The sequence below is a fragment of the Polyangium sorediatum genome (genome assembly GCF_029946465.1).
GTDB lineage: Bacteria > Myxococcota_A > Polyangia > Polyangiales > Polyangiaceae > Polyangium > Polyangium fumosum.
Map to the genome: position 1 here is coordinate 1 of NZ_JARZHI010000041.1, position 22,160 is coordinate 22,160.

Consider the following 22,160-nt stretch of genomic DNA (forward strand, 5'->3'; position numbering starts at 1 on the left):
GAACCCTGAACAGCCAGAGCGTCGCTTCGCTCCGATCACGATGGCGCGAAACGGGTGGTCACGATGGCGCGAAACAGGTGGTCACGATGGCGCGTAACGAGCGGTCACGATGGGCGGGATGCGCACTCGCGTGTCTTCGACGACGCGATCCGACCCTGGATGGCGAAGCATCCCGGGGGCACCATTGTGGAGCTCGCCGCGGGGCTCGAGACGGAGTTCCAGCGGTGTGACGACGGCAAGGTGCGCTGGGTCTGCGTGGACGTGCCGGAGGCCATCGCGGTGCGCGAGCGGTTTCTGAAGGCGAACGAGCGTTGCAAGCACGTGTCGAAAAGCGCGCTCGACTTCTCCTGGATGGATGAAGTCGACGGTTCGCGCGGGGTTTTCGTGACCGCGCAGGGGCTCCTCATGTACTTCCACGAGAGGGACGTGCGGCGGCTGTTTCGAGCGATCGTGGAGCGGTTTCCCGGGGTCGAGCTGATGTTCGACGTCATTCCCCGGTGGTTCTCGAAAAAAACGCTCGCGGGGCTGCGCAAGACGAAGCATTACACGGCGCCGCCGATGCCCTGGGGCGTGAATCGGAGCGAGGTGAAGCGGCTGATCGGGAGCTGGAGCCCGCGGATCACGTCGGTGGAGCAAGTGTCGTTCGGTTATTTCCGTGGCGTGCCCGGCCTGCTGCTGCCGGTGTTCTCGAAGGTGCCGATGCTGCGCGACGTCATCCCGTCGATCGTGCGGGTTCAGACCTCGCGATGGACATCCTGACGAGCGACGCGGACAGGCGCCATGGACGAGGGGTCTCGCGTCGGTCGATTCGAACGAAGACCTACTGGGCGGACAGAAAGCGGGGGCTATAACCGGCGGGAGCTTATTCGAAGAAGCTCGTGTAGATGTCGGCGTTCGCGCCGTTCGTGCCGGCCGCCGTGCGGTTGTCGGTCCAGACCGTGATCGCCCGGGCACCGGCTGCGTTCGTTACGACAAACGGATTGCGAGATTCGGCCGCGCCCGCGGCCGAGGGGGCGCCTGCCATGCCGACATCCATGCGCAGGTCGAGCGGCTGGAAGGTCGCGCCGTTGTCGAAGGAGTGGTTCGCGAAGATGTCGCGTTGACCGCTCCGCGCGTCCTCCCAGGTGACGAATACGAGGCTCGCGCCGCCGAGCGCGAGGCGCGGGCGGGTCGAGGCGCTCGTTCCGGGGACGGTGGCGAGGTCCGCGCGCGCCGAGGTCGGCTGCCAGGTGAGGCCGCCGTTCGTCGAATGGTTCAGCCGAATGTCGGGCAAACCGCTCCGCGTGTCCTCCCACGCGATGACGACGCGCCCGCCGGCGGACACAATCGCCGGCGCGGAGGCGTCGGCGAACGTGGAATCGACGTTCACGACGGCCCCGTCGGGCTGGAACGTCACACCGGCGTCATTGCTGCGGTTCTGGCGGATGACCTTCTTCGCGCCGCGCAGATCGGTCCAGGCGACGTAGACGTTCGGCCCGCCCGCATCGGCGGCGACCGTGATCTGCTCGGCCGGATTGCCGCCCGAGAGCGCGACGTTCGCGCCGAGCGTGCCCGTCTCGGCGTTGTACACCGCGCCGTAGACCTCGGACTTGCCATTGCGCGCGTCGCGCCACGCGAGGAACACCTTGCCATTGTCGTCGGTGGCGATCGCGGGGAGCTCGGCCTTGCCCTGGACACCATTGACGCGGAGGTCCGCTGCGAGCCACGTCGTCCCGCCGTTCGTCGATCGCTGGAGAAAGACGTCCGTCGTGACGCTCGCGCCGGTGCCGCTCAGGCTCTGCCAGACCACGACGAGCGTGTCCTGCGCGCCCGCCTTGGCCACGACGCCACGCACGAAGAATGCGTCGGCCGTGCCCGCGTCCTTATCGACGCGCACGGGGACCGTGTACGTATTGTAAGGCGCAGGGGCCGAGGCAATGTACACGTCGCGGTGCGCGGCGCTCGGGAACTGCGCGAGCGCCACGTAGGCGCGCGTCGGCGAGAGGAACGCCCAGGGCTCGACCTGCGTGAGCGTGCCGCTCGCAACCCCGGCGTCGGTCGCGAGCCACGTGGAGCCGCCATTCGTCGAGACGTTCGCGCGGATGTCGGCATTGCCCGCGCGCCGATCGAGGTAGGCCGCGATCACGACGTCGCCGCGCGACGCGACGGAGAGCTGCGTGCTCGGCGCTTGTCCGACGGCCGAGTTCGCGCCGAGATCGAGGCGCGTGTCCGTCGCCTTCGCCACGGGGCAAGCCTCGTCCGCGCCGCCCGAGCAATCGTTGTCGAGGCCGTCGCAGAGCTCGGTGCCGGGGCCGATCGCCCCGACGCAGGCGAGCACGCCGCCCTGGCAAGCCTGGGTGCCGAGCGCGCATTCGCCCACGTCGGAGGTGCCGCACGAAGCCCCGACGCCCGGGAGCGCGCCGTCGTCGACGAGCCCGTTGCAATCGTTGTCGGCGCCGTCGCACGTCTCCGCGCCCGAGGGCGTGCAGGCGTACTCGCAGCCGTTCGCCTCGATACCGTCGAGATTGTAATGTCCGGGCAAACAAGGGCCGAACGCGCAGACGCCCGCTGTGCAGGTGCCGACGGAGTTCGGGTAGAGCGCGCTGCAGTTCGTGCCGCAGGTGCCGCAGTTCGCCGGGTCCGTCTGGACGTCGAACCCCTCGTCGACGGTCGCGTCGCAGTCGTTGTCCGCGTAATCGCAGAGCTCGACGCCGCCGTTCGTCTCGGTGCACGCGTACTCGCAGCCGTCGCCGAGCGTGCCATTGACGTCGTGGTACCCGACGAGGCACTCGGCGAGCTGGCACGTCCCCGCCAGGCACGAGGGCGAGGCGTTCGCGTACGCGCAGACCGCATTGCAAGCGCCGCAGTTGAAGGGATCCCCTTGCAGATCGGTGAGCTCGTCGATCGCGCCGTTGCAGTCGTTGTCGATCGTGTCGCAGATCTCGTCGCCGTTGTTCGAGACTGTGCACTTGTATTCGCAGCCGTTCGCAACCTGGTTGTCGAGGTCGACGAAGCCCGACGCGCACGTGTCGACCACGCAAAAGCCGACCTCGCACGTGGAGAACGCGTTCGGCAGGTTGCAGACGACGCCACAAGCGCCGCAGTTCTGCGGGTCGGTGAGGACGTCGGCATTGCAGCCTCCCGAGCCGCCCGAGCCGACGAGGATGAGCCCTCCCTCACCGCCGTCGCCGCCCATGCCGCCCGTGCCGCCCGTGCCGCTGCCCGAGCCGCTGCCCGAGGGCGTGGCGTTGCAATCCCAGCAAAAGGCGTCGGTCTTGCAACCGCTCGTAAACACGAGCGACGAGAGCGAGAGGCCTACGATGGATGCGCCGAAGACGACAGACCTTTTCACGCACTCCTCCGAGAGCCGCGTCGCCGCGCCACGAACGCGCTCGCCGCAAGAAGAAGAGTCATGGCCGCGCCGCCCGCGCGCCCGCCGAAATGCGAGGGAGACGCCGCGCAAAGCGCGCCGCCGCCGCCCGTCGCGAGCCCCCACGCGTTGGATTGTCCCGACGCGCCCGTGCCGGTCCCGGTCGCGCCGGCGCCGCCGTTTCCACCAGCGCCACCATTGCCGCCCACACCGCCGTCGCCGCCCGCGCCGCCCGATCCCATGGGGTTGTCAGGGACGCACACGCCCTGCGTACAGGAGTACCCGGGCTGGCACGTAACGTTGTCGCACGTCGCCGGGACGCAATAGCCCTCCTTGCAGACCTGGCCGCCGGGGCACGGGAACTCGCCGAACTTGCATTGTTCGGCGCAGGTGCCCTCGACGCACTTGGAATCGCCGGGGCACGCGGCGAGGTTGTCGGCCACGCCGTCACAATCGTTGTCGAGCCCGTCGCAGATCTCGGAGCCCGGGCCCACGGCGCCGACGCACACGAGCGAGCCGCCGACGCAGAACTCCGTGCCCGCCTCGCAGCTCCCCACGTCCGTGCCGCAGCTCGCGCCGCCGCCGGGGTTGCCGTCGTCGATCGCGCCGTTGCAATCGTCGTCGATCCCGTTGCACGTCTCCGGCGTTCCCGCCGTGCCCCCGACACACTCGATCGAGCCGGCCACACACGCGAGCGTGCCCGGGAGGCAGGCGCCGATGTTCGAGCCACAAGGCCCGCCCGAGTCCTTGGTTTCGTCGTCGTCGACGCCGTTGCAATCGTCGTCGAGTGTGTTGCAGACCTCGAGCGAGGGCCCCTTGCCGCCGAGGCAAACGATCACGCCGCCAATGCACTGCGAGGTGCCATAGGTACACTCACCGACGTCGGTGCCGCACGCGACACCCGCGCCCGCGGCGCCGTCGTCGACGACGCCGTTGCAATCGTCGTCGAGCTTGTTGCACTGCTCGGGCGAGGGCCCGACGGCCCCGACGCACACGAGCGCTCCGTTCTGGCAGGTGACGGTGCCGAACGCGCATGCCCCGACGTCGGTGGCGCCGCATTCGCCGCCCGCGTCGACGGGCGCGTTGTCGACGATGCCGTCGCAGTTGTTGTCCTTGTTGTCGCAGATCTCGGCGGAGGGCGTGCACGGCGCGAGCAGGCCCGTCACCTTGAGGAACATGTCCTCGAAATCGTTGTCGCCGCCGCGGTAAAGATCTTCGAACCCAAAGTAATACGCGAGCGGGTTCGCCTTGGACTGATAGAGCAGATAGTGAACGTAGTTGCCGTCGCCGTTGCGGGCCTGCTCGGTGTAATAGATGTGCCCGACGTTGCCGATGGAGCCGCAGTTGTTCCCGACCGGCGCGTTCTCCGGGGTGATCAGGAAGAAGCCGATGAACCCGCCGAGGTACCGGCCTGCCGTGAACTCCGTCTGAAAGTTGACGGTGCGGCTCGACCCGGGCTCGTCGGCGCAAGGCGTGATCGCGTAGAGCTTCGTCGGGTCGGAGGCGTTGTACCAGCCAAACGTGTTCTCGTACCCGGCGCCCTCGATGAAGTCCTGCACGGTGACGTTGCCGAAGTTGCCGTTCGTCTTGGGAATGGAGAAGAGCTCGGGGCTCGTGACGGCGTTGAAGATCGCGTTCAGCGGGTTGTTCGCCGCCGTGGCCGCGAGCCCCTCGCCGATGTTGAGGCCCACTTGGATGCAGCCCTCCGCGTTGCCGCTGCCGGGGCAGTTCGCGACCTGCACGGGGACCACGAGCCCATCGGTCTGCTCCACGACGGCGCGCGCGTCCCCGGGCGACAAGCATAGACCAAGAGCCACGAGCGCGGGCCATGCCGCCCGCGGAGGACCTGATCGAAGGATCTCCATGATGGCACGTTAAGCGATCGCCGGGTTCTGCCACAAGGGGCTTCAGGGCGCGCGGCGGCGAAGGTCGGCGCGTCGGTCCTGGAAGCGCCGCGGCAAAAGCGGGTTCGTCGCGATCGCCTTGTCGAGCCATTCCACCGCCAACCGAATGTCGTCCGCCCGGACGGCTTCCTTCCCGGCGCGGGCACGCTCAGCAAGGAGGACGCCCTTGGCGGCCAGGGCGAGGGCCCATTTCGGGTTGTGCTGGAGGGCCTCCTCGGCGACGGCGAGGCCCTCCGCGAGGAGTTTTTCGCGCGCCGCGTCACGCGTGGGCTGCTGCTCGGCCCGCAGCGCGAGCAGCTCGGCGAGCGCGGCGTGGAGCGGAGCGTGGCGGGTATTGATGCGCAATCCCTCCCGAAGCACACGCTCGGCCTCGTCGAGCAGGGCCACCGGCGCCTCGCCGCGAAGCGCCGCGCGTCGGGCCATGGTCATCGTGAGCAGGCCGAGCTCGAGGCGAATGAGGGGCTCCCGCGCGTCGAGCTGGGCGGCACGGCGCAGCTCGGCGTGCGCCACGTCGAGGGCGTTTTGCGAATCGGCGTTCGTGCGGAGGAGGTAGAGCGCGCGGACGTGCTTCGCGGCGCCCATGCCGAAATGGGTGTCGGCCTCGTCCTTGTTGAGGTCGAGCGAGGCCTGGAAGCTCGCCTCGACCCGATCGAGCGTCGCCGTGGGATCGGCGCCGGTGGCCTCCTCGTATTGCGCGGCGACGAGCTCGGCCCAGCCGCGGTTGTTCAGCATGGGGAGCCATTTCGGGTTGATCTCCGCGCCGCGCGCGCAAGCCTCGACGGCGCGCTGCACGGAGGGGCGCGGGTCCTGTCCGATCGAGAGCTCGTAGCCCGCGCGAATCGCGAGGACGAGCGCCATGTTCGAAAACGCCGAGTTGTAGGTGCGGTCCTCCTTCCCCGCCCGCTCGTACCGTGCGACGGATTCGTCGAGCGTCCTGCGAGGATCGAGCCCGTGGTCGGCCTCGTATTCCGCCCGGCTCTGGAGGGCGATGCCCGCGTCGTTCCAGGCCCACGCGAAGCTCGGCTGAATGCGGTTCGCTTCGTCGAAGCTCTTCATAGCGCGCTCGAGCGAGGGGACGGGATCGAGCCCGATTCTGCGCTCGTACTTCGCGATGTAGACGTGTGCGATCCCAACGCCGTCCATCGAAATCGCGTCGCCCGGCGCGATCTCGATGGCCGCGCGCCCGCTCTCGACCGCCTTTTCGAGCGTCGGGCGAGGGTCTCCCCCGCTGCGGAGCTGGTGATCGCCGAGGTGGTAATAGGCGCGGCCCTGCTTGCTGTACGTATTGGCGCTCCGCGGGTTCACCGCGAGCGCGTCGTTGCACGCGGCGAGCGCGGATTCGAACGCGACGCGGCCGTCGCGCCCCTCCCATTTGTCGAGCCCGAGGACCTGGATCCAGGATTCGGCCAGCGCTTCGTGGACGACCGCGTCGCTGCGCGCCATGGCCGCCGCCGCGCGATACGCCTCAATCGCCCTCATGAAAAGGCGACGCCCCTCCTCCTGACGCCCGCTCTCGCTCGCCGTGATTCCCGCCTCGAATCGCGCGTCCCCTTCGAGCTTCTTCGCCTCGTAGAGCCAGGGAGACTCTTCCGCCGCCAAAAGCGCCTTCGCCGCGGCGTCGTCGTAGCGTTTTTCGTAAAGCGCGACGAGCCCCTCGATGTACGCCCGCGACTCGACCGCGGTCCCGCCGCTCGCTTGGAGGTGTTGCAGCGCCGGGTCGCGGAAGCTCGCCTCGGCCTTCCGTATCGCAGCCTCGCGCGCCGCCCCGTCCTCGAGGCGACGCGCGCCGTCAAGCTCCTCCTGATACCGCCCGCCCAGCGCGAGCCCGAGCGCGTAATGCACCTCGGGCTTCGTGTACCCGGCCGCGAACGCCCGCGCGAGCTGCGTCCTCGCCGTCTCGTACTCGTGCAGCGCCAGGTGCCCGCGGCCAAGCGCATAATGACCGGGGCCCTCGCCGGCACGCCCAGCCGCCGCCATCCTGCGCTCGATTTCGGCGAGGCGGGCCCGCACGACGCGGCGCTCGCGCTCGATGTCGTGCGCGGGAAAACCGTATGCGCTCCGAAGAAAGAGCTCGACGTATTTCACGTCCTCGCCGAGCTCGCGCGCGAGCCTCGCCTGCTCGGAGGCGTGCCGCGCGGCGTTCACCCACATGCCCCCGAGGACGAGCGCGACGCAGAGGCCGATGCTCGCGACGAGGACCACGGCCCGGTTTTTCCGCGTCTTCGCCCACAGGACATAAGCGAGCGAGGCGCGCTTCGCCAGGATCGGCTCTCCGTCGAGGAAGCGCTGCAAATCCTCCCCGAACGCCCGCGCCGATTCGTACCGGCGCGAAGGATCTCGCTGCAGGCACTTCATCACGATGGTCTCGAGCTCGGTGGGCACGCCCCGCCGAATGCTCCCGAGCCCCGGCGCGTCCTCGAGGATCACCTGCGTCAGGATCGACATCGCGTTTGAACCGGCGAACGGCGGCCGGCCCGCGATGAGCTCGTAAAGCGTGGCGCCCAGGCTGTAGACGTCGGTGCGCCGGTCGAGAAGCGCCGTATTCCCCTCCGCCTGCTCGGGGGACATGTACGACGGCGTGCCCGCGATGGCGTTCTGGAGCGTCTCGCCGCTGCTCGCGACCTCGCGGGCCAGCCCGAAATCGACGACGTAGGGCTTGAGCGAGCCGTCCTCGGCCGTCATGACCATGATGTTGCCGGGCTTGACGTCGCGGTGGACGAGGCCGAGCCGATGCGCCTCGTGCAGCGCCGCGGCGGCCTCGCGGACGACCTTCACCTTTTGCTCGAGCGTCATCTTCTGGTGCGCGCGATCGAGGGGCACGCCGTCGATGAGCTCCATCGCGATGTAGGGCTGGCCGTCGGCCTCGCCGACCTCGTACACGCGACAAACGTTGTCGTGCTGCACGCGCGCCTGCGCCCGCGCCTCGGCGAGGAATCGCCGCGTGCCGTCGGGGTCGTCGCTCTTCAGGAGCTTCAGCGCGACCGCGCGGCCGAGGCGCGGATCCCAGCCGCGGAACACGCTCCCCATCGCGCCTTCGCCGATGAGGCGTAGCTCCTCGTATCGCTCCCGCAGCGCGTCAGGCGGGATGCGGCCCTCGCCGGTCCCCCCGGCGCCGAGGCGGGTGTGGCTCTTCGCCACACCCGCGTCGAGCGTCTCCGCCATATCGTCGCTGCGCGCCAAGGTCATCGGTCGCGAGGGTTCATCATGGCAGCTCGCAAGGCCGCCAGAAATGTTGGAGCAGCATTGCGCGCGCGAACACCCGTCCATCGCCGGGCGTTCGCCGCGAGAATGGAATCACTACCGATAGACGGTGAGCACGTTGTCGAACCCACCACAGGACGTCCACCCCGCCGAGGCGTACGGAGCGTCGAACGCGACGCAGTTGTCCGCGCAGGAGCCGTCCCCGCCAAAGGGATTGTTGTATTGTTTCTCCCCGGACGAACCGATGCGGCCCGGGACGGGCGAGGTCAAGGCGCCTTCGCCGTTGCAATAAAAGAACTCCGGCGGGCTCTTGAAGATGTTGCCGAAGAAGGCGCCCTCCTGCGTCGGATACGTCGGGCTCGTGTCCGGTCCGATGCTGGGGAACGCGGCCGCGTTCCCCACCAGGAAGATGGAAATGTGCTCGCCGGTCGTGTTGAGGTGCGCCCCGAGGCACGCGGTCATCCGCTCCTGGCAATCCTCTTGGCAAGCGCCGGTCTCCCATTCCGGGGCGACGCCGAGCAGGCCGCTGAACGTGTGATCCGTGAGCGTCTCGTCGTGCTTCGTGATCGTGTGCCCCGCCGGGAGCGCGCATTTCACGATGTACTCGACGGTCTTGCGACCCTCCGCCGACGCCATCAAGCCGTTGCCGCTGTTCAGGCCGTTGCCGCTGTTCAGGCCGTTACCGCTGTTCAGGCCGTTGCCGCTGTTCAGCCCATTGCCGCTGTTCAGGCCATTCACGGCCTCGAAGCCGTTCGTGCTCTCGATCTCCTGCTCCGCCGCTGCGACGTCCCCCTCGTCCCAGCCATCGCCCTCGCGCCCACCGCATCCTGCCAACGACACGAGGATCGCTGCGCACCCTGCGATATGACCAAGCTTCATGCGTATCTCCTGCGTGAGCGAGAAAAGATCGCCACCTTGATTCAGGATACCGAAACCCCGCAACACGGTCAATCGCTCATTCGCGCGTTCCGCGTTAAAACAGGACGGTGAAACGAATCCAGTCTCAGCGGTCCGTTTCGGTATGGAAAAGGACTGGAGCCGAGGTGCGGCCTCCGCCCCCAGGCATCACGCGAGGCGTGTTGTCTCTACGTCGCGCAGCTAACCGCTCGGCAGAATGACTTTGACCGTGGTGCCTTCGCCCTTTTTCGTATCGACGACGACACGGCCGCCGTGCTGATCGACGATTTTGCGCACAATGGCGAGGCCGAGCCCCGTGCCCGCGGCCTTCGTCGTGAAAAACGGGTCGAAGATCTCGGCGAGGATATGGGGATCGACGCCCGGCCCCGTGTCGCCGATGGAGAGCCACGCCTCGCGCTCGTCCGCACCCACCCGCGCCCGAAGGACGCCGCCCTGGGGCATGACGTCGAGCGCATTGACCACGAGGTTCAAGACGACCTGCTTGAGCTTCTCCACGTCGCCGAGCGCCACGACGCCCGCCGCGAGCTCACGCACGAGTTCGAGCCCATGCGCGGCGATGGCCTCGGCTTCGAGGTCGAGCACCTCGTCGACGACACGCCCGAGATCCAAGGGCTCGCGTTGCGGCGCCCGCGGTCGCGCGAGCTCCAGGAAGTCCGTGAGCAGCCGTTCGAGGCGCTTGATCTCGCTCTCCACGATGCGCACGCGCGCCCGCATCGGATCCCGCGCAGCCGGCGCTTCGAGCCGCTCGATGCCACGCGCGAGCAAGTGCAGCTCGAGCACGGCCGCGTTCAGCGGGTTTCGGATCTCGTGCGCGAGGCCGAGCGCGAGCGGCGCCATCGCGTTCAAGGCCTCCGCGTCGGCCGCGCGCCGTTCGAGGGCGCGGCGCTCGGTGACGTCGATCCCGATGCCGTAGACGAGCTCGATGCGCTTGCCCGAGCCACGCACGGGGCTCAGGTGCCAGCGGACGCGGCGGATCGCGCCCATGGCGTCCCGCACGCCGACCTCGATCTCGTTCGCCGCGCCGCCGTCGCGGACCGCGACGAACGCCTGGCAGACCTTCTTTCGGCTGTCGTCGTCGAGGATGTTGTCGGGCAGGGCGCCGCGGAGCGCGGCCTCGGTGGAGACGCCGGTCATGGCAGCGAGGCGCGGGTTCCAGAGCGTGACGTCGCCGAAGGCGTCGAGGCCGACGATGAGGACGTCCGCCGCGTCGACGATGGCGCGGTAGCGGCGCTCGAACTCCTCGCGCTCGCGCTTCAAGGCGATCTTTTCGAGGGCCTGGGCGACGGTGGAGATGAGCTCGGCGGGGCGGAAGTTCTTCAGGATGAACGCGAAGGCGCCGGCGCGGAGGGCAGCGATGGCCGTGTTGACCGTGGCGTTGCCCGTGACGAGGACGATCTCGCCGTGGGGGCAGGCCTCGCGCAGGGGGCCGATGAGGTCGACGCCGCTGCCGTCGGGCAACTTGACGTCGACGACCGCGACCTCGAAGCCGTCCTTCTGAGCCCGCTCGAGCGCCTCGGCGCCGGTCTCGGCGAGCGCGACCTCCACGTCGAGCTCGGGATCGCCCGAGAGGACGTCCCGGAGGTTCTTCGCGAGGCTCTGGTTGTCGTCGACGATCAGGATCCGTGCCGGCAATTTCGTCTCCTCCGCTGTCGTATCCGTATCATTGTGGTAGAAGCCGCGCCGCCATGCGGTTCGTCGACGAGTGTAAGGTCAAGGTGGTAGCAGGCAGCGGCGGCAACGGGTCCGTTGCCTTCCGCCGGGAAAAGTACGTGCCCTTCGGGGGCCCCTCGGGGGGCGACGGGGGCCGCGGCGGAGACGTCGTGCTCGTCGGCGACGAAGGGATGAGCACGCTGCTCGACTTCGTCTACGCGCGGACGATCGAGGCGGACCGAGGCGAGCACGGTCAAGGTTCGGACTGCCATGGGCGCGGGGGCGAAGACCGCGTGGAGCGCGTGCCGCTCGGTACGCAGATCTACGACGGCGAGACGGGCGAGCTCCTCGCGGACGTGACGGCGCACGAGCAGCGTGTGGTCGTGGCGCGCGGGGGCAAGGGGGGTCGAGGCAACATCCACTTCAAGAGCGCGGAGGAGCGGGCGCCGCGGCGGGCCGAGAAGGGAGACCCGGGCGAGGAGCGGGAGCTTCGGCTGGAGCTCAAGGTGCTCGCCGACGTGGGGCTCGTGGGCTTCCCGAACGCAGGCAAGAGCACGTTCGTCGCGGCGGTGTCGAAGGCGCGGCCGAAGATCGCGGACTACCCGTTCACGACGCTGACGCCGTCGCTCGGGGTCGTGGAGATCGGCGGCGGGAGGCGGGCGGGCGGCACGCATTTCGTGGTCGCCGACATCCCGGGCCTCGTGCCGGGCGCGAGCGAAGGCGTGGGCCTCGGGACACGATTCTTGAGGCACCTCGAACGCACGGGGGCGCTCTTGCACCTCGTGACGATCGATCCGGGCGAGGGTCGGGATCCGTTGAAGGATTATCGGGCGATCCGGAAAGAGATCACCAAATACAGCGAGGCGCTCGCGGGGCGGCCGGAGATCGTAGCGCTTTCGAAGGCGGACCTGCCCGAGGTGAAAGAGGCGTACCCGGCGATTCGAAAGCGCTTCAAGCGGGCGAAGATCGAGCTGCACCTCGTGAGCGCCGCGACGGGCGAGGGCGTGCCGGAGCTGATCGCCGCCTTGTGGCAGATGGTGACCGAGGGGCGTCGGTCCTGAACGAGCGGCGCGGTTGTCGCGCCACGACATTCCGCTGCTCGCTCAGCCGCCCACGACGCGCTTCCCCCGCACGTACGTCTCCCGCACGGGCGTCGTGTCGCTGCTGAACACGATCCGCGCGAGCACGTCGTTCGGCTCCTGTACGTAGGCCGCGAGCTCGATCACGCAGAAGTCCGCGTCCTTGCCCGCCTCCAGGCTGCCGGTCTCGCGCGCGATGCCGAGCGCCTCCGCGCCGCCGAGCGTGCCGAGCCGGAAGAGGTCCTCGGGGGTGATCGGATCGCCGAGGCACATCGCATTGTCGTACGTGGAGGACATCATGCGGCGCACGTCGAAGGTGCGGCCCGCGGCGACGTCGGTGCCGAGCGCGACGGGGATCGCACGGGCGCGGGCGTCGGCGAGCCGCATGCGGCCGCTGCCGAGGAAGAAGTTCGAATCGGCGCAATGCGCGATGCGCGCGCCGCGATCGCGGATCCGATCCCATTCGTCCGGCGACAAGTGAATGGCGTGCGCGAGGAGCGTGCGCTCGCCGAGCAGACCCGTGCGGTCGTAGATGTCGAGGTAATCCTTGGCGAACGGGTGCACGGCGAGCGCCGCGCGGCACTCGTCGGGGTTCTCCGAGACGTGCGTCTGGACGAACAGGCCGTGATCCTGGGCGAGCCGTCCCGCGCCTTCGAGCAAGGCGCGCGAGCAGGTGGGCGCAAAGCGCGGGGTGATCACGAAGGAGAGGCGGCCGCGATCATGGCCATGGTAGGCGCGGACGAGCTCGGCACACGCGGCGAGCGCGTGGTCCGCATCGACGCGGAGGGGGTCGGGGCAATGCTGATCCATGAGGGTCAGGCCCGCGAAGGCGCGATGGCCGCTCCGCGCGAGGGCCTCGAAGAGGACGCGCGTGGCCGTGGGGTTCGAGCTCGAATAAAGGACGGCGGTGGTGGTGCCGGCGGCCGCGAGCCGCTGCGTGAGCTCGGCGGCGACGGCCGAAGCGTGGCGCTCGTCGAGGAAGCGCGCTTCCTCGGGGAAGACGGTGCGTTCGAGCCACGGCAAGAGCGGGCCCGTGGCGCTGCCGATGACGCGGGTCTGCGGGTAATGCAGGTGCGCGTCGACGAACCCAGGCACGAGGAGCCACGGACGAACGTCGCGCACGAGGACGCTGTTCGGCGGGCCGGTCCAGGGCTCGACGGCCTCGATGCGGCCGTCTTCGCCGAGCACGAGGATGCCGTCGTCGAGGTAGCGGAGGCCCTCGCCGCCCGAAGACGCGGTCATGATCCTGCCGCGAAATGCTCGCTTCATGCTCGGGCCCCTCTCGCGCCGCGCGGGATGGAATCTTCAACGAATCGCAAGCTGGCTCCTCTGCGTCCATCCCATGAGCACACCCTCGGCGCCGGTTTGCAAGACGAGGACCCACTCGCCCTGCTCCCGGACGACGAAGACCGAATCCCCGACGTTGACCTCCCCCGTGGGATCGGCTTCTTCGGAGGCCGAGAGGCGCAAGGTCGCCTTGCGACGCACGATCGCAGGACGCATGCGCCCGCGAGGCGCGCCCTCGTCGGGTTCGGCCGTGTCCGCACTCGAGCCCGACGCGCGAGGGGTGTCGCGCAAGGGGTCGAAGCGCGGGCTGAGGAGGGGTTCGCTGCCATGATCGTCGTCCTCGTCGTCCTCGGCGAGCCCGGCCCCGATCGGGTGCGGCTCCCCGGGGCCTCGCAAGGGCGAGCGAAACGTGCCCGAAGGCCCGAACGGCGCGACGCCCGCGGCGCGGAGGAGCGCAGGCGCCGCGGAGACGGTGACGAAGCAAGCGGTCGCGACGAGGAGGAGCGTGGTGAGCGTGTCGATCCAGCGCCCCGGGCGCGGCGCGGGGCCTTGTTCCTCGGGAGCACGGCCTTCGGGGGAAGGAGGCGGGGGCGCAGAGGAGGTCGTCACGAGGTCGAGGATAAAGCAGCGCGGGCGGCGCGACAGGCCCCGCGGCTCACTTGAGCTCCCGCGGCAGGGGCGCGACGGCGGGATCCGCGTTGAAGCTCTTGGCTTCGAGGGTGGTCCCGACGCCTGCGCAGCAGCGGAAGCCCTGCTGGTAGAACGTGTGGTTCTCGTCGTGCGAGCGCGTGGAGGGCCGGCACCGCGTGCGCACCGGGCCCCAGTAGCCGCCCTTCAGGATGGAGGCGTGGGCCTCCCAGGCCCGGACGTTCTTGGTCCACTCGTCGACGTTGCCCGTCATGTCGTAGAGGCCGAACGGGCTCTTGCACCGCGGGCGCGAGCCCGAAGGGACGCCCTGCCAGAGGCGGTCGAGCTCGTTCATGGCGGCGAGGCCGTCGCGGGGCTGCATGGCACGCTCGTTGTAGGGGCGCCACTTGTTGTCGATGACGCACGCCTCGGTGTCGCGCACGTAGCCGTACGGGTAGGGCTGCGCCTCTTCGCCTTCACAGGCGAACGTCCATTCGTTCTCGTCGCAGAGGCGCTTGCCCTGCTCGGCGCAGAGCTCGGTCGCCTCGTGGAAGTTCACCATGATGACCGGATAGTCCCCCTTCCGGTTCGGGTACTCGAAGCGATCCATGCAGAAATGCATGGGCTTCGTGGGCAGCTCCTTCGAGAGCGTGAGCCACTGGTCCCGGTCGAACTCGGCGCAGCGCTCGGGGTAGTCGCGGTTGATCCACTTCGTGCAGGTCTTCTTCTGCAGCTCCTCGACCGATTTGCCGTCGTAGGCGGCCGTCGCCGAGGGGTCGACCTTCATCGTGCCCTTCACCTCGACCATGCCGCCCGGGCAAGCGCCGCGGTTCGCTTCGAGCATGTCCGTGGTCTCGGTCGGCTCGGTGGAGGGCGCGACGATCTGCCAGTGCTTGCCCCCGACAAGGCGCCACTCGTGCGTGGGCTTGCGCGGGACGATGCCGCGGATCGCGCCAAGCGCGAGCGAGAGCGGCAGGTCCTGCTTGGCGACGAACTTGACGACGCCCACGGCGGAAGCGACGACGCACGCGAGCACGCTCGCGCCCACGAGGGCATGAACCGTGCGTGATCCGCGCGGGGTCGGCTCCGGAGGAGGGGTGGCAAGCTGCGGGGACGAGGTGGCTGCGGGCATGACGGTTCGACGCGCCTCGCTAGGGGGATGGTGCAATCTCGGAGGCGAGCTTCACGAGCTTGGCGACATCGTCCGGACGTTCGGCCGAGAGGTCTTTCGTCTCGCGCGGGTCGGCTCCGAGATCGAAGAGGAAGTTTCGGTTCTGCTTCTTGCGCTCAATCACCATGAGCTTGAGGGGCCAATCGATCAAGGCGACCCGCTTCGAGGCATACGCGAGCACGGGAGGACGACGCGGCGTGTTCGCTTCGAGGCGCGCGTGAGGCAGGAGCGAGATGCCCGAAACGCCGTCCAGCGGGGCATTGCCCAGGGCGAGCACCGTGGGAGCGACGTCGAGCGTGCTGACCGCGCCTTCGGCAAATCGACCAGGACGTCCTCCGGGCAAGGCGACGACGAGAGGCACGCGGATCATCTCTTCGTAGAGCTCGGAGCCGTGCCCCTTCTCGCCGTGCTCGTCGAAGCCCTCGCCGTGGGAGCCGTGGACGACCCACGCGACGCGCGAGGCGCGGCTCCACTTCGAGACGAACGCCGCGATCTGCCCGATCTGCTTGTCGACGAAGGCGATCTCGCCGTCGTAGAGGCCCGGCTGGCCCCGGCCGAAGCGCAGGCCCGCGTGCTCGAGGTACCGCTCGTGCGCGTCGAAGAGGTGGATCCAGAGGAAGATCGGCGCGTCCTTCTTGCCGAGGTCTTCGAGGACGGAGAGGGCCGCGCGCGTGGCGAGCGCGCCGGTGACGCTGCGCTCGGGGTGCTCCTCGCGATAGACGGGCTCGAAGCGATCGAAGCCCTGCGCGAAGCCACGATCCTCGCTGAGCCACGTAAACGAGACGACCGCGGCCGTCGCGTACCCGGCCCGCTTCATGCGCTCGGCGACCGTGTCGATTTCATCGGCCAGCGTGGGCCACTCGCGGCGGTTGTGTGGGGTCTGCGAGAGAGGTTTGCCCGAGACGAGCGGCGCGAGCGCGCGCTGGGTGTCGCTGCCCGTGGCGTACGCATGATCGAAGACGACGCCCTTCGCGGCGAGCTCTTCGAGGTGCGGCGTGGTCTTCTGGTCGTAGCCGTACACGCTCGTATGATCGGCGCGCACGGTGTCGAGCGTGATGAGCAGGATGTCCGGGCGTGAAGGATCGAGCGCCTTGCCCGCAGGCGCAGGCGCAGGCGCGGGCGCGGCAGGCGCGGGCGAACCCGAGGACGGGGGCGGCGCAGCGCCCGGGGCAGCGGGGGCCTTCGGCGGCGGCTCGGCGCGCGGCGTGTCGGCGCCGCTGCAGTCCTGATCGATGCCGTCGCCGGGCACGTCCTCGGCGCCGGGGTGACGGCGAGGATCTCCTTCGTCGCAATCGCCGCCGCCGAAATGCGCGCCCATGCCGTCGCCGTCGCGATCGGTCCAGCGCTCGAGGGCCGAGAGCATCGTCGCCGCGAGGCCGCCGCCCGCCTGCACCGCGCGCCCGAGCGGCGGAGACGATTCGAGGCGCGCCGAGGCCGCGATCATGACGACCGCTGCGAACGGGACGCCGAACGCGGAGGCGAGCTTGAGGAGTTTGTCGCTCAGCTCGATCGAGGCGACGAGCGCGGTCGCGAGGACAGCGATCGCGAGGTCGACGAGCGCCGCGCTCACGGACGCCGCGCCCGCGCCGCCCGACGCGCGGTACAGCCAAGCCGCGACGACGAGCAGCGGCAGGACCGAGACGACGGCGCCGCCCGCCGCGACGTAGAGCGGGCGAACGCCGCGCGCGACGAGCCCCTGGCCGGCCTCGACCATGCGACGCGCGACGAGGGCGCAGGCGACCACGACGAACGCGCCGAGCATGCCGAACGTGGCGCCGCCGAGGCCACGATGGTGCGTGAGGGCCTTCAGCAGCCCCGCGAGGACCGCGAGCGCCGGGAGCGCGAGGCCGATCCAGAGCGCGATCCCGAGCGCCGCCGTGGGCCCGGCGCCCGCGCCGATCACGCCCCGCAGGCCACGCCCCGCAGCACGCAGAAGCACGATGGAGAGCGTGACGACGGGCAGGAGCGCTGCCGTTCCCACGAGCAAGCCGTCGAGGAGCGTCCCGCCCGCGCCGCTCGTCCGGAGCGCGGTGGGCACGGCCGAAAACGCCGCGACCGCGAGCGCGAGCACGCACGCCTCCCCGAGGCGCATCGTCCAGCCGGTTTTCGTCATGCGAGGCGGAGGTGGGTGCGGGTGGGGCCCATGACGCCGAGGGCGTAGCACCAGGCCACGGAGCCGAAAAGACGAAACCGGCGCGGCACGGGAAGGCCGAGATCCAGCGGGCGGCCGGAAAAACTCAAGGCCCCGCGGGGCACGAAAGACCACACACCGCGGCGACCTGCCCGACGCAGTTGTCGTCCCAGGTCGCGCAGCAGCAATACGGATCGTTCGCGCAGATCGCCCGGATGCACTGGATCTCGACCGCGCTCTCGTTGCAGCTCGTCGGGGTCAGCGCTTCGCCGGGCTGGCAGATGCTGTGGTTGCAGCCGGAGTTCTTGCAGCACGCGCCGGCGTTGCAGATGCCCGCGCAGCACTCCGAGGCCTTCGAGCAGGGGCTGCCCTCCTGCCTGCACTGCCCGCACTGGCCGTTGATGCAGACGCCGCTGCAGCAGGAGTAGCTCTCGTAGCAGCCCTCGCCGTCGTTCGCGCACTGGCACGTGCCCTGGCAGTGCAGGGTGCAGCACTCGTCGTCGAAGCCGCAGTTCTGGCCGGTCTCGGTGCACGACGAGGGCTCCACGCAGCGCTCGAGGCCGGGCTTGCAGAAGAGGTCGCCGCAGCACGGATCGGGCCCCGTCGGGGAGCAAGGCGCCGAGAGCGGGAGGCAGCCCGCGTCGCCGCAGATGCCGAGCGCCTCGTCGCAGCCGGCGGCGTTGCAGCACTCGCCGTCCGCGAGGCAAGGCGCGTCGTTCTGCGTGCAGGCGGGCTGGGTGCACGTGCCCTGGGTGCAGAGGCCCGAGCAGCAGTCGACGTCGGCCATGCAGCTAAACCCATCGGGGAAGCAGGTATCCTCGCTGCACACGCCCGAGGCGAGGCACACGCCGCTGCAGCACTCGAAGCTCTCGGCGCAGGGCTCTCCGGATACGACACACGGAGTGCCGCCGCAGGTCGGCGGATCGCCTTCGCACTTGCCAGTGCAGCAGTCGACGTCGGACGCGCAGGACGAGCCCGTGGTCTGGCAACAGCTCTGCCGGCTGCAGACGGCGAGGCCGCCCGAGAAGCCGCAGCACTGCTCGTTCGTCGTGCAGCTCTGCCGGGGGTCGCGGCAGATCGGGGGCATGTCGAGGCAACGGCGCGCGGACTTGCAGTCCACGAGGCATTTGGAGAGCCCATCGAGGAAGCTCTCCTTGCCCTCGGCCGTCGCCACCGCGAGCTGCGAGCTCACGTGGCCCTGGCACTTGGCGAAGCCCGCCTCGCCGTAACAACGCTCGAGCAGATCACAGAGCACCACGGGCGCGGAGGCGTACCCGTCGAGGTCGAGGACGCCGAGGCAGCTCGCGGCGCCGAACGAGAAGAGCGCGGCGAGGAGCACGCCGAGCACGCGGCGAGGCCGGATCATGGCGCTTCGAGAGGACGAAGGTTCGCGGCGAGGCGATCCGGCATGCACGTGCGGGTCCCCCTAAGGTTTGTCGCTGAAGCACGCGTCGAGCGATGGCTTGCAGCTCTTTTCGAGGCACGAGTGACACGTGTCCTGCGGATCGGCCGTGAGCAGCTCGATGTTCTGGCAAAACCCGGTGCAGTCGTCGGTGCACAGGGAGCACGCGCAGTCGCGCAGCTCCTTGAGGCGCCCCCGGCCGAGCGCGCACTCGTACGTCATGCCGTCGCCCTGCGCGGTGGCGAGCTCGAAGCACGTGCGGCACGTCTGGCAGGTGTCCGAGCTCGAGCACGCGAGCACCGAGTTGTTCCACGGGCAGCACTCGCACCCGGGCCTCTCGCCCTGGCAGCCGGGGATCGCGGCGTAGCACTCGGCCGCGTGCTCGCAGATCGTGCCGCACTGCTTCTTCTCGAACGTGTCGAGGAACGCCGTGCGCTCTCCCTCCGAAGCCGCCGAGATGCGCGCCTGCGCGTGCGTCGCACACGACGCGACCTGCTCGAAGCCGGGGCACGTGCAGAGCGAGGCCGCGGCGTCCTGGTAGCCCTCCAGATCGAGGACGGTCGCGCACCCGCCGATGAGGCCGAACACGACGAGGAGCGCGCCGATCCTCGCGCCGAGGGGCCGCTTCACAACGCGCCCCCCACGACGAGGCCGCCGCCGTTCGGCCCGGCCCAAGGGGCCACCCACATCGGGCGCGGGACGACGACGCCCGTCGCGGGGCGCGGCGACGGAGCCGCCGGGGGCGCCGTGATGAGGAGCGTGATGCCGACGGCCGCTGCGACGATGCCGCCAAGGCCGATCCACTGCCCTGCCTCGGCGAACGTCTGCGCCGAGGAAATCGCGGCGAGACCGTCGGGCGTGCAGAACTTGTTCACACAGGCCGACCTGTCGCTCGCGGCGCCGCGCTTGGCGAGCGCCACGCCTTCGAGTGCGCCGGCGGCGATGAGCGCCGCGGCGCCGAAGCCGCCGACGACGAGCCCCGCGACGCGCTGCTTGCTCGACCCCGGCGGCGGAGGCGGCGGCGCCTCGACGACCTTCACCTTGCGCGGGTTCGCCTTATCGAGCGCCTCGATGTCGAGCGTGAGCTCGGTGCGAGCGCCTTCTTGCGTGATGCGCACGCGCTCTTCCTTGAGCTTCATGCCGTCGTCACGCAGGACGAGGAGGTCGTGCTCGGCCGGATCCGCGGGCAGCTCCACGCCGAAGACCGCGGGCGCGAGCTTCACCTGGTCCCACAGGATGTCCACGCCCGGGACCTCGTTCTGCACGTTGATGACGACCTTCGGCAGCTTCGGGAAGAGCGCGTCGCGGCGGCTCCTGGCGAAGTCGGCGCGTTTGTCCCCGTCGCGCAGCGCCTTCTCCATGGCCTCGCCCCACGTCGACCACGCGGTCGCGGTGCGGCCGAACTTCTCGTAACAATCGGCGAGGTTGAGCAGCGTGCCGAGCGTCGGATCGAGCTTGTAGCTCGCGTCGAACTTGGGGCACGCCTCCGCGAAGTTCTTCTCGCTCATGAGCTTCTTCGCGGCCTGGAACAAGGCGTCGGCGGCGGCCGGATCGTTCGCCCGCGCGACGGACGAACCGAGCACGAGCACGAGGCCGAGGGCGGCGGCCGAACCCACGCGCAACGCGGCACCGCGCACTCGTGACGCGCGTGGCGTTGTCCGACCAGGCAGTGGGCCCTGCATGCGAGAGTGTTCCATCCGAGAAGACCGCCCCCGAGGGAGCAGGATCGTTCGCACTTCAGCGTACCCTATACCCCAGCTCCCCGGGGAAGCCGAAGAAACGGTAGGCGCGCCTCAGTGCCGCCCCGAGAGCGGATCGAACGGCTTGTTGTTGCGCGGACCCACGGTCCCCTTGAACGGGTAGGTCGTCGTCGCGGTCGGGTGGGGAAACGGCGGTCTCGTGGTCGCCGTGGGCGCAGCGTCTCCCACCCCCGCGTCCGCGATTTGCGGGTGTGCCGATGTGGACGAGGGCGGCGGCGTCGGGTTCATCACAGTGTGCTGCGCGTCGTTGAGCGGCACCACCGTGACCAGCAGCGGCGGCGCGGTCGACTTCACGTCGGGCGAGGCGGGCCGCATGCTCGGGTCCTCCGCGCTCATCAGCGGAGCACGCAGGAACCAGAGCACCGCGCCTCCGAGCGACGCGCCCACGAGGAGCGCGACGGCCGCGGCGCGCAGAACCCTGGTTTTGCGAGACGGCGCGGTGCCAAGCTTCATGCCCGTGAGCGTGAGCGGCCCGGCGGAGCTCTTGCGCTGCGTCTCCTGCGGCGTGAGCATGGGCGGCGCAGGATCGGTGGGCGGAGGCTCGCCGAGCAGGCTGAGCTGCGAGGCGCTGAGCGTCGAGGCCGCCGCCGTGGACGCGGGCGGGGTGAGGAGCTTCGAGTCGATGATGAAGCGCCCGGTGATCCGATCCGGTCCGCTGCCCGGGCCGGGGAACGTCTCGATCACGCCGAGCGACTTCGCGAGCGCGGTGACCGCCTCGCCGGCCGAGGCGTAGCGCTTCTTCACGTCGCGCGCGCAGCACACGGCGAACCAGTCGTCGTAGTCGTGGCCGAAGGGCGCGCCGTGTTCGCTCGGCACGGGCATGGGCTCGTACGCGATCTGCGCGATCAAGTGCGTGATCGTCTCGGCCGTCCAGATGTCGCGGGCCGTGAGGAGGCGGTGCGCGATGAGCCCGAGGGCCCAGACATCCGTTTGACCACAAATTTTGGACGACTCGCCTTTCGCCTGCTCGGGCGACATGAAGAGCGGCGTGCCGAAGATCTGGCCCGTCGTGGTCGCGGCCGCGCGGACGAGCTCGCGCGAGGCCTCGCCCGTGAGTTTGGCGATGCCGAAGTCGAGGATCTTGATGCAGGGCGTGCCGTCCTCGCGCGTCGTGAGAAACAGGTTCTCGGGCTTGAGATCGCGGTGGACGATGCCGAGAGCGTGGGCTTTGTCGAGCGCGCGGGCCGCCTGGCGCAGGTAGAGGACCACGTCGGTCGGCGGGATCGGTCCCACGCGCTCGATGCGCTGATCGAGGTCCTCGCCGCGCAGGTACTCCATCACGAGGAAGGGCGCGCCGTTCAGGTTCGCCGCGATGTCCGCGTCGGTCACGCGGACGACGTGATCGCTGTTGATCCGCGCCGGCGTGCGCGCCTCGCGACGGAAGCGCTCGAGCGCCACGGCGTCCGAGATCACGGCCGAGTGCAGGATCTTGAGGGCGAGCTGTTCGTCCGTGTGGACGTGCTCGACGAGGAACACCGAGCCCATGCCGCCGCGCCCGAGCTGGCGCACGACGCGGTACCGATCGGCGATGACGGTGCCGGGCTTGATGTTCTCGGCGGGGTTACTCACTTGGCCCTTGGTTCCTCCGCTCCCTGCCTCCCCTGAAATTACACGGATCGAAGGGCCACCGCTACCGCGCGGTGCGTGCCCCGCGGAGGAGCCTCCGTCCCGGGCTTAGGAC

15 protein-coding genes are annotated in these 22,160 nt (G+C 69.7%); 2 read left to right on the plus strand and 13 right to left on the minus strand.

Annotated features, from left to right (window positions below; all coding sequences use genetic code 11):
- Positions 1-63: 63 nt before the first annotated feature.
- Positions 64-759, plus strand: a complete 696-nt coding sequence (locus QHF89_RS32870; protein WP_136971587.1) for a class I SAM-dependent methyltransferase — start codon at positions 64-66, stop codon at positions 757-759.
- Between the two features lie 103 nt (positions 760-862).
- Here QHF89_RS32870 and QHF89_RS32875 read toward each other — a convergent pair whose 3' ends face one another.
- The 5 genes from QHF89_RS32875 to QHF89_RS32895 all read right to left on the minus strand — a co-directional run bounded on the left by QHF89_RS32875 (position 863) and on the right by QHF89_RS32895 (position 11,004).
- Positions 863-3,331 carry a MopE-related protein gene (locus tag QHF89_RS32875; protein WP_136971586.1) on the minus strand — a complete coding sequence of 823 codons (2,469 nt, stop codon included), beginning with the start codon at positions 3,329-3,331 and terminating at the stop codon, positions 863-865.
- Complete coding sequence (locus QHF89_RS32880) at positions 3,328-5,214, minus strand: DUF4114 domain-containing protein (protein ID WP_136971585.1); 1,887 nt, start codon at positions 5,212-5,214, stop codon at positions 3,328-3,330. The genes QHF89_RS32875 and QHF89_RS32880 overlap by 4 nt, the downstream gene beginning before the upstream one ends.
- 42 nt (positions 5,215-5,256) lie before the next feature.
- Positions 5,257-8,439, minus strand: a complete 3,183-nt coding sequence (locus QHF89_RS32885; RefSeq protein WP_284721221.1) for a protein kinase domain-containing protein — start codon at positions 8,437-8,439, stop codon at positions 5,257-5,259.
- A gap of 111 nt (positions 8,440-8,550) precedes the next feature.
- The gene (locus QHF89_RS32890; protein WP_136971583.1) at positions 8,551-9,333 is read right to left on the minus strand and encodes a hypothetical protein; all 783 of its coding nucleotides are present in this window, start codon (positions 9,331-9,333) and stop codon (positions 8,551-8,553) included.
- 219 nt (positions 9,334-9,552) lie between these two features.
- Positions 9,553-11,004, minus strand: a complete 1,452-nt coding sequence (locus QHF89_RS32895; protein WP_136971582.1) for a hybrid sensor histidine kinase/response regulator — start codon at positions 11,002-11,004, stop codon at positions 9,553-9,555.
- Positions 11,005-11,057: 53 nt separating this feature from the next.
- Here QHF89_RS32895 and obgE point away from each other — a divergent pair, with 53 nt between their 5' ends.
- A complete protein-coding gene (gene obgE, locus QHF89_RS32900; RefSeq protein ID WP_136971581.1) occupies positions 11,058-12,083 on the plus strand; it encodes a GTPase ObgE in 1,026 nt (341 codons plus the stop codon).
- Positions 12,084-12,125: 42 nt separating this feature from the next.
- On the opposite strand, the gene QHF89_RS32905 is transcribed toward obgE, so the two are convergent.
- The 8 genes from QHF89_RS32905 to QHF89_RS32940 form a co-directional block, all read right to left on the minus strand.
- A complete protein-coding gene (locus QHF89_RS32905) occupies positions 12,126-13,370 on the minus strand; it encodes a guanine deaminase (RefSeq protein ID WP_136971580.1) in 1,245 nt (414 codons plus the stop codon).
- A gap of 36 nt (positions 13,371-13,406) precedes the next feature.
- Positions 13,407-13,997 (minus strand): hypothetical protein, encoded by a 591-nt coding sequence (locus tag QHF89_RS32910; RefSeq protein ID WP_136932613.1) that lies wholly within the window; start codon positions 13,995-13,997, stop codon positions 13,407-13,409.
- Between the two features lie 46 nt (positions 13,998-14,043).
- A complete protein-coding gene (locus tag QHF89_RS32915) occupies positions 14,044-15,147 on the minus strand; it encodes a formylglycine-generating enzyme family protein (protein ID WP_136971579.1) in 1,104 nt (367 codons plus the stop codon).
- A gap of 19 nt (positions 15,148-15,166) precedes the next feature.
- The gene (locus tag QHF89_RS32920) at positions 15,167-17,299 is read right to left on the minus strand and encodes a sulfatase-like hydrolase/transferase (RefSeq protein ID WP_136971578.1); all 2,133 of its coding nucleotides are present in this window, start codon (positions 17,297-17,299) and stop codon (positions 15,167-15,169) included.
- A gap of 124 nt (positions 17,300-17,423) precedes the next feature.
- Positions 17,424-18,683, minus strand: a complete 1,260-nt coding sequence (locus tag QHF89_RS32925; RefSeq protein WP_136932616.1) for a hypothetical protein — start codon at positions 18,681-18,683, stop codon at positions 17,424-17,426.
- Positions 18,684-18,743: 60 nt separating this feature from the next.
- Positions 18,744-19,349, minus strand: a complete 606-nt coding sequence (locus tag QHF89_RS32930; protein ID WP_136971577.1) for a hypothetical protein — start codon at positions 19,347-19,349, stop codon at positions 18,744-18,746.
- Positions 19,346-20,335 carry a hypothetical protein gene (locus tag QHF89_RS32935; protein ID WP_136971576.1) on the minus strand — a complete coding sequence of 330 codons (990 nt, stop codon included), beginning with the start codon at positions 20,333-20,335 and terminating at the stop codon, positions 19,346-19,348. The genes QHF89_RS32930 and QHF89_RS32935 overlap by 4 nt, the downstream gene beginning before the upstream one ends.
- Before the next feature lie 177 nt (positions 20,336-20,512).
- Positions 20,513-22,048: a serine/threonine protein kinase gene (locus QHF89_RS32940; protein ID WP_136971575.1), complete on the minus strand. Its 1,536-nt coding sequence runs from the start codon at positions 22,046-22,048 to the stop codon at positions 20,513-20,515.
- Positions 22,049-22,160 lie beyond the last annotated feature (112 nt).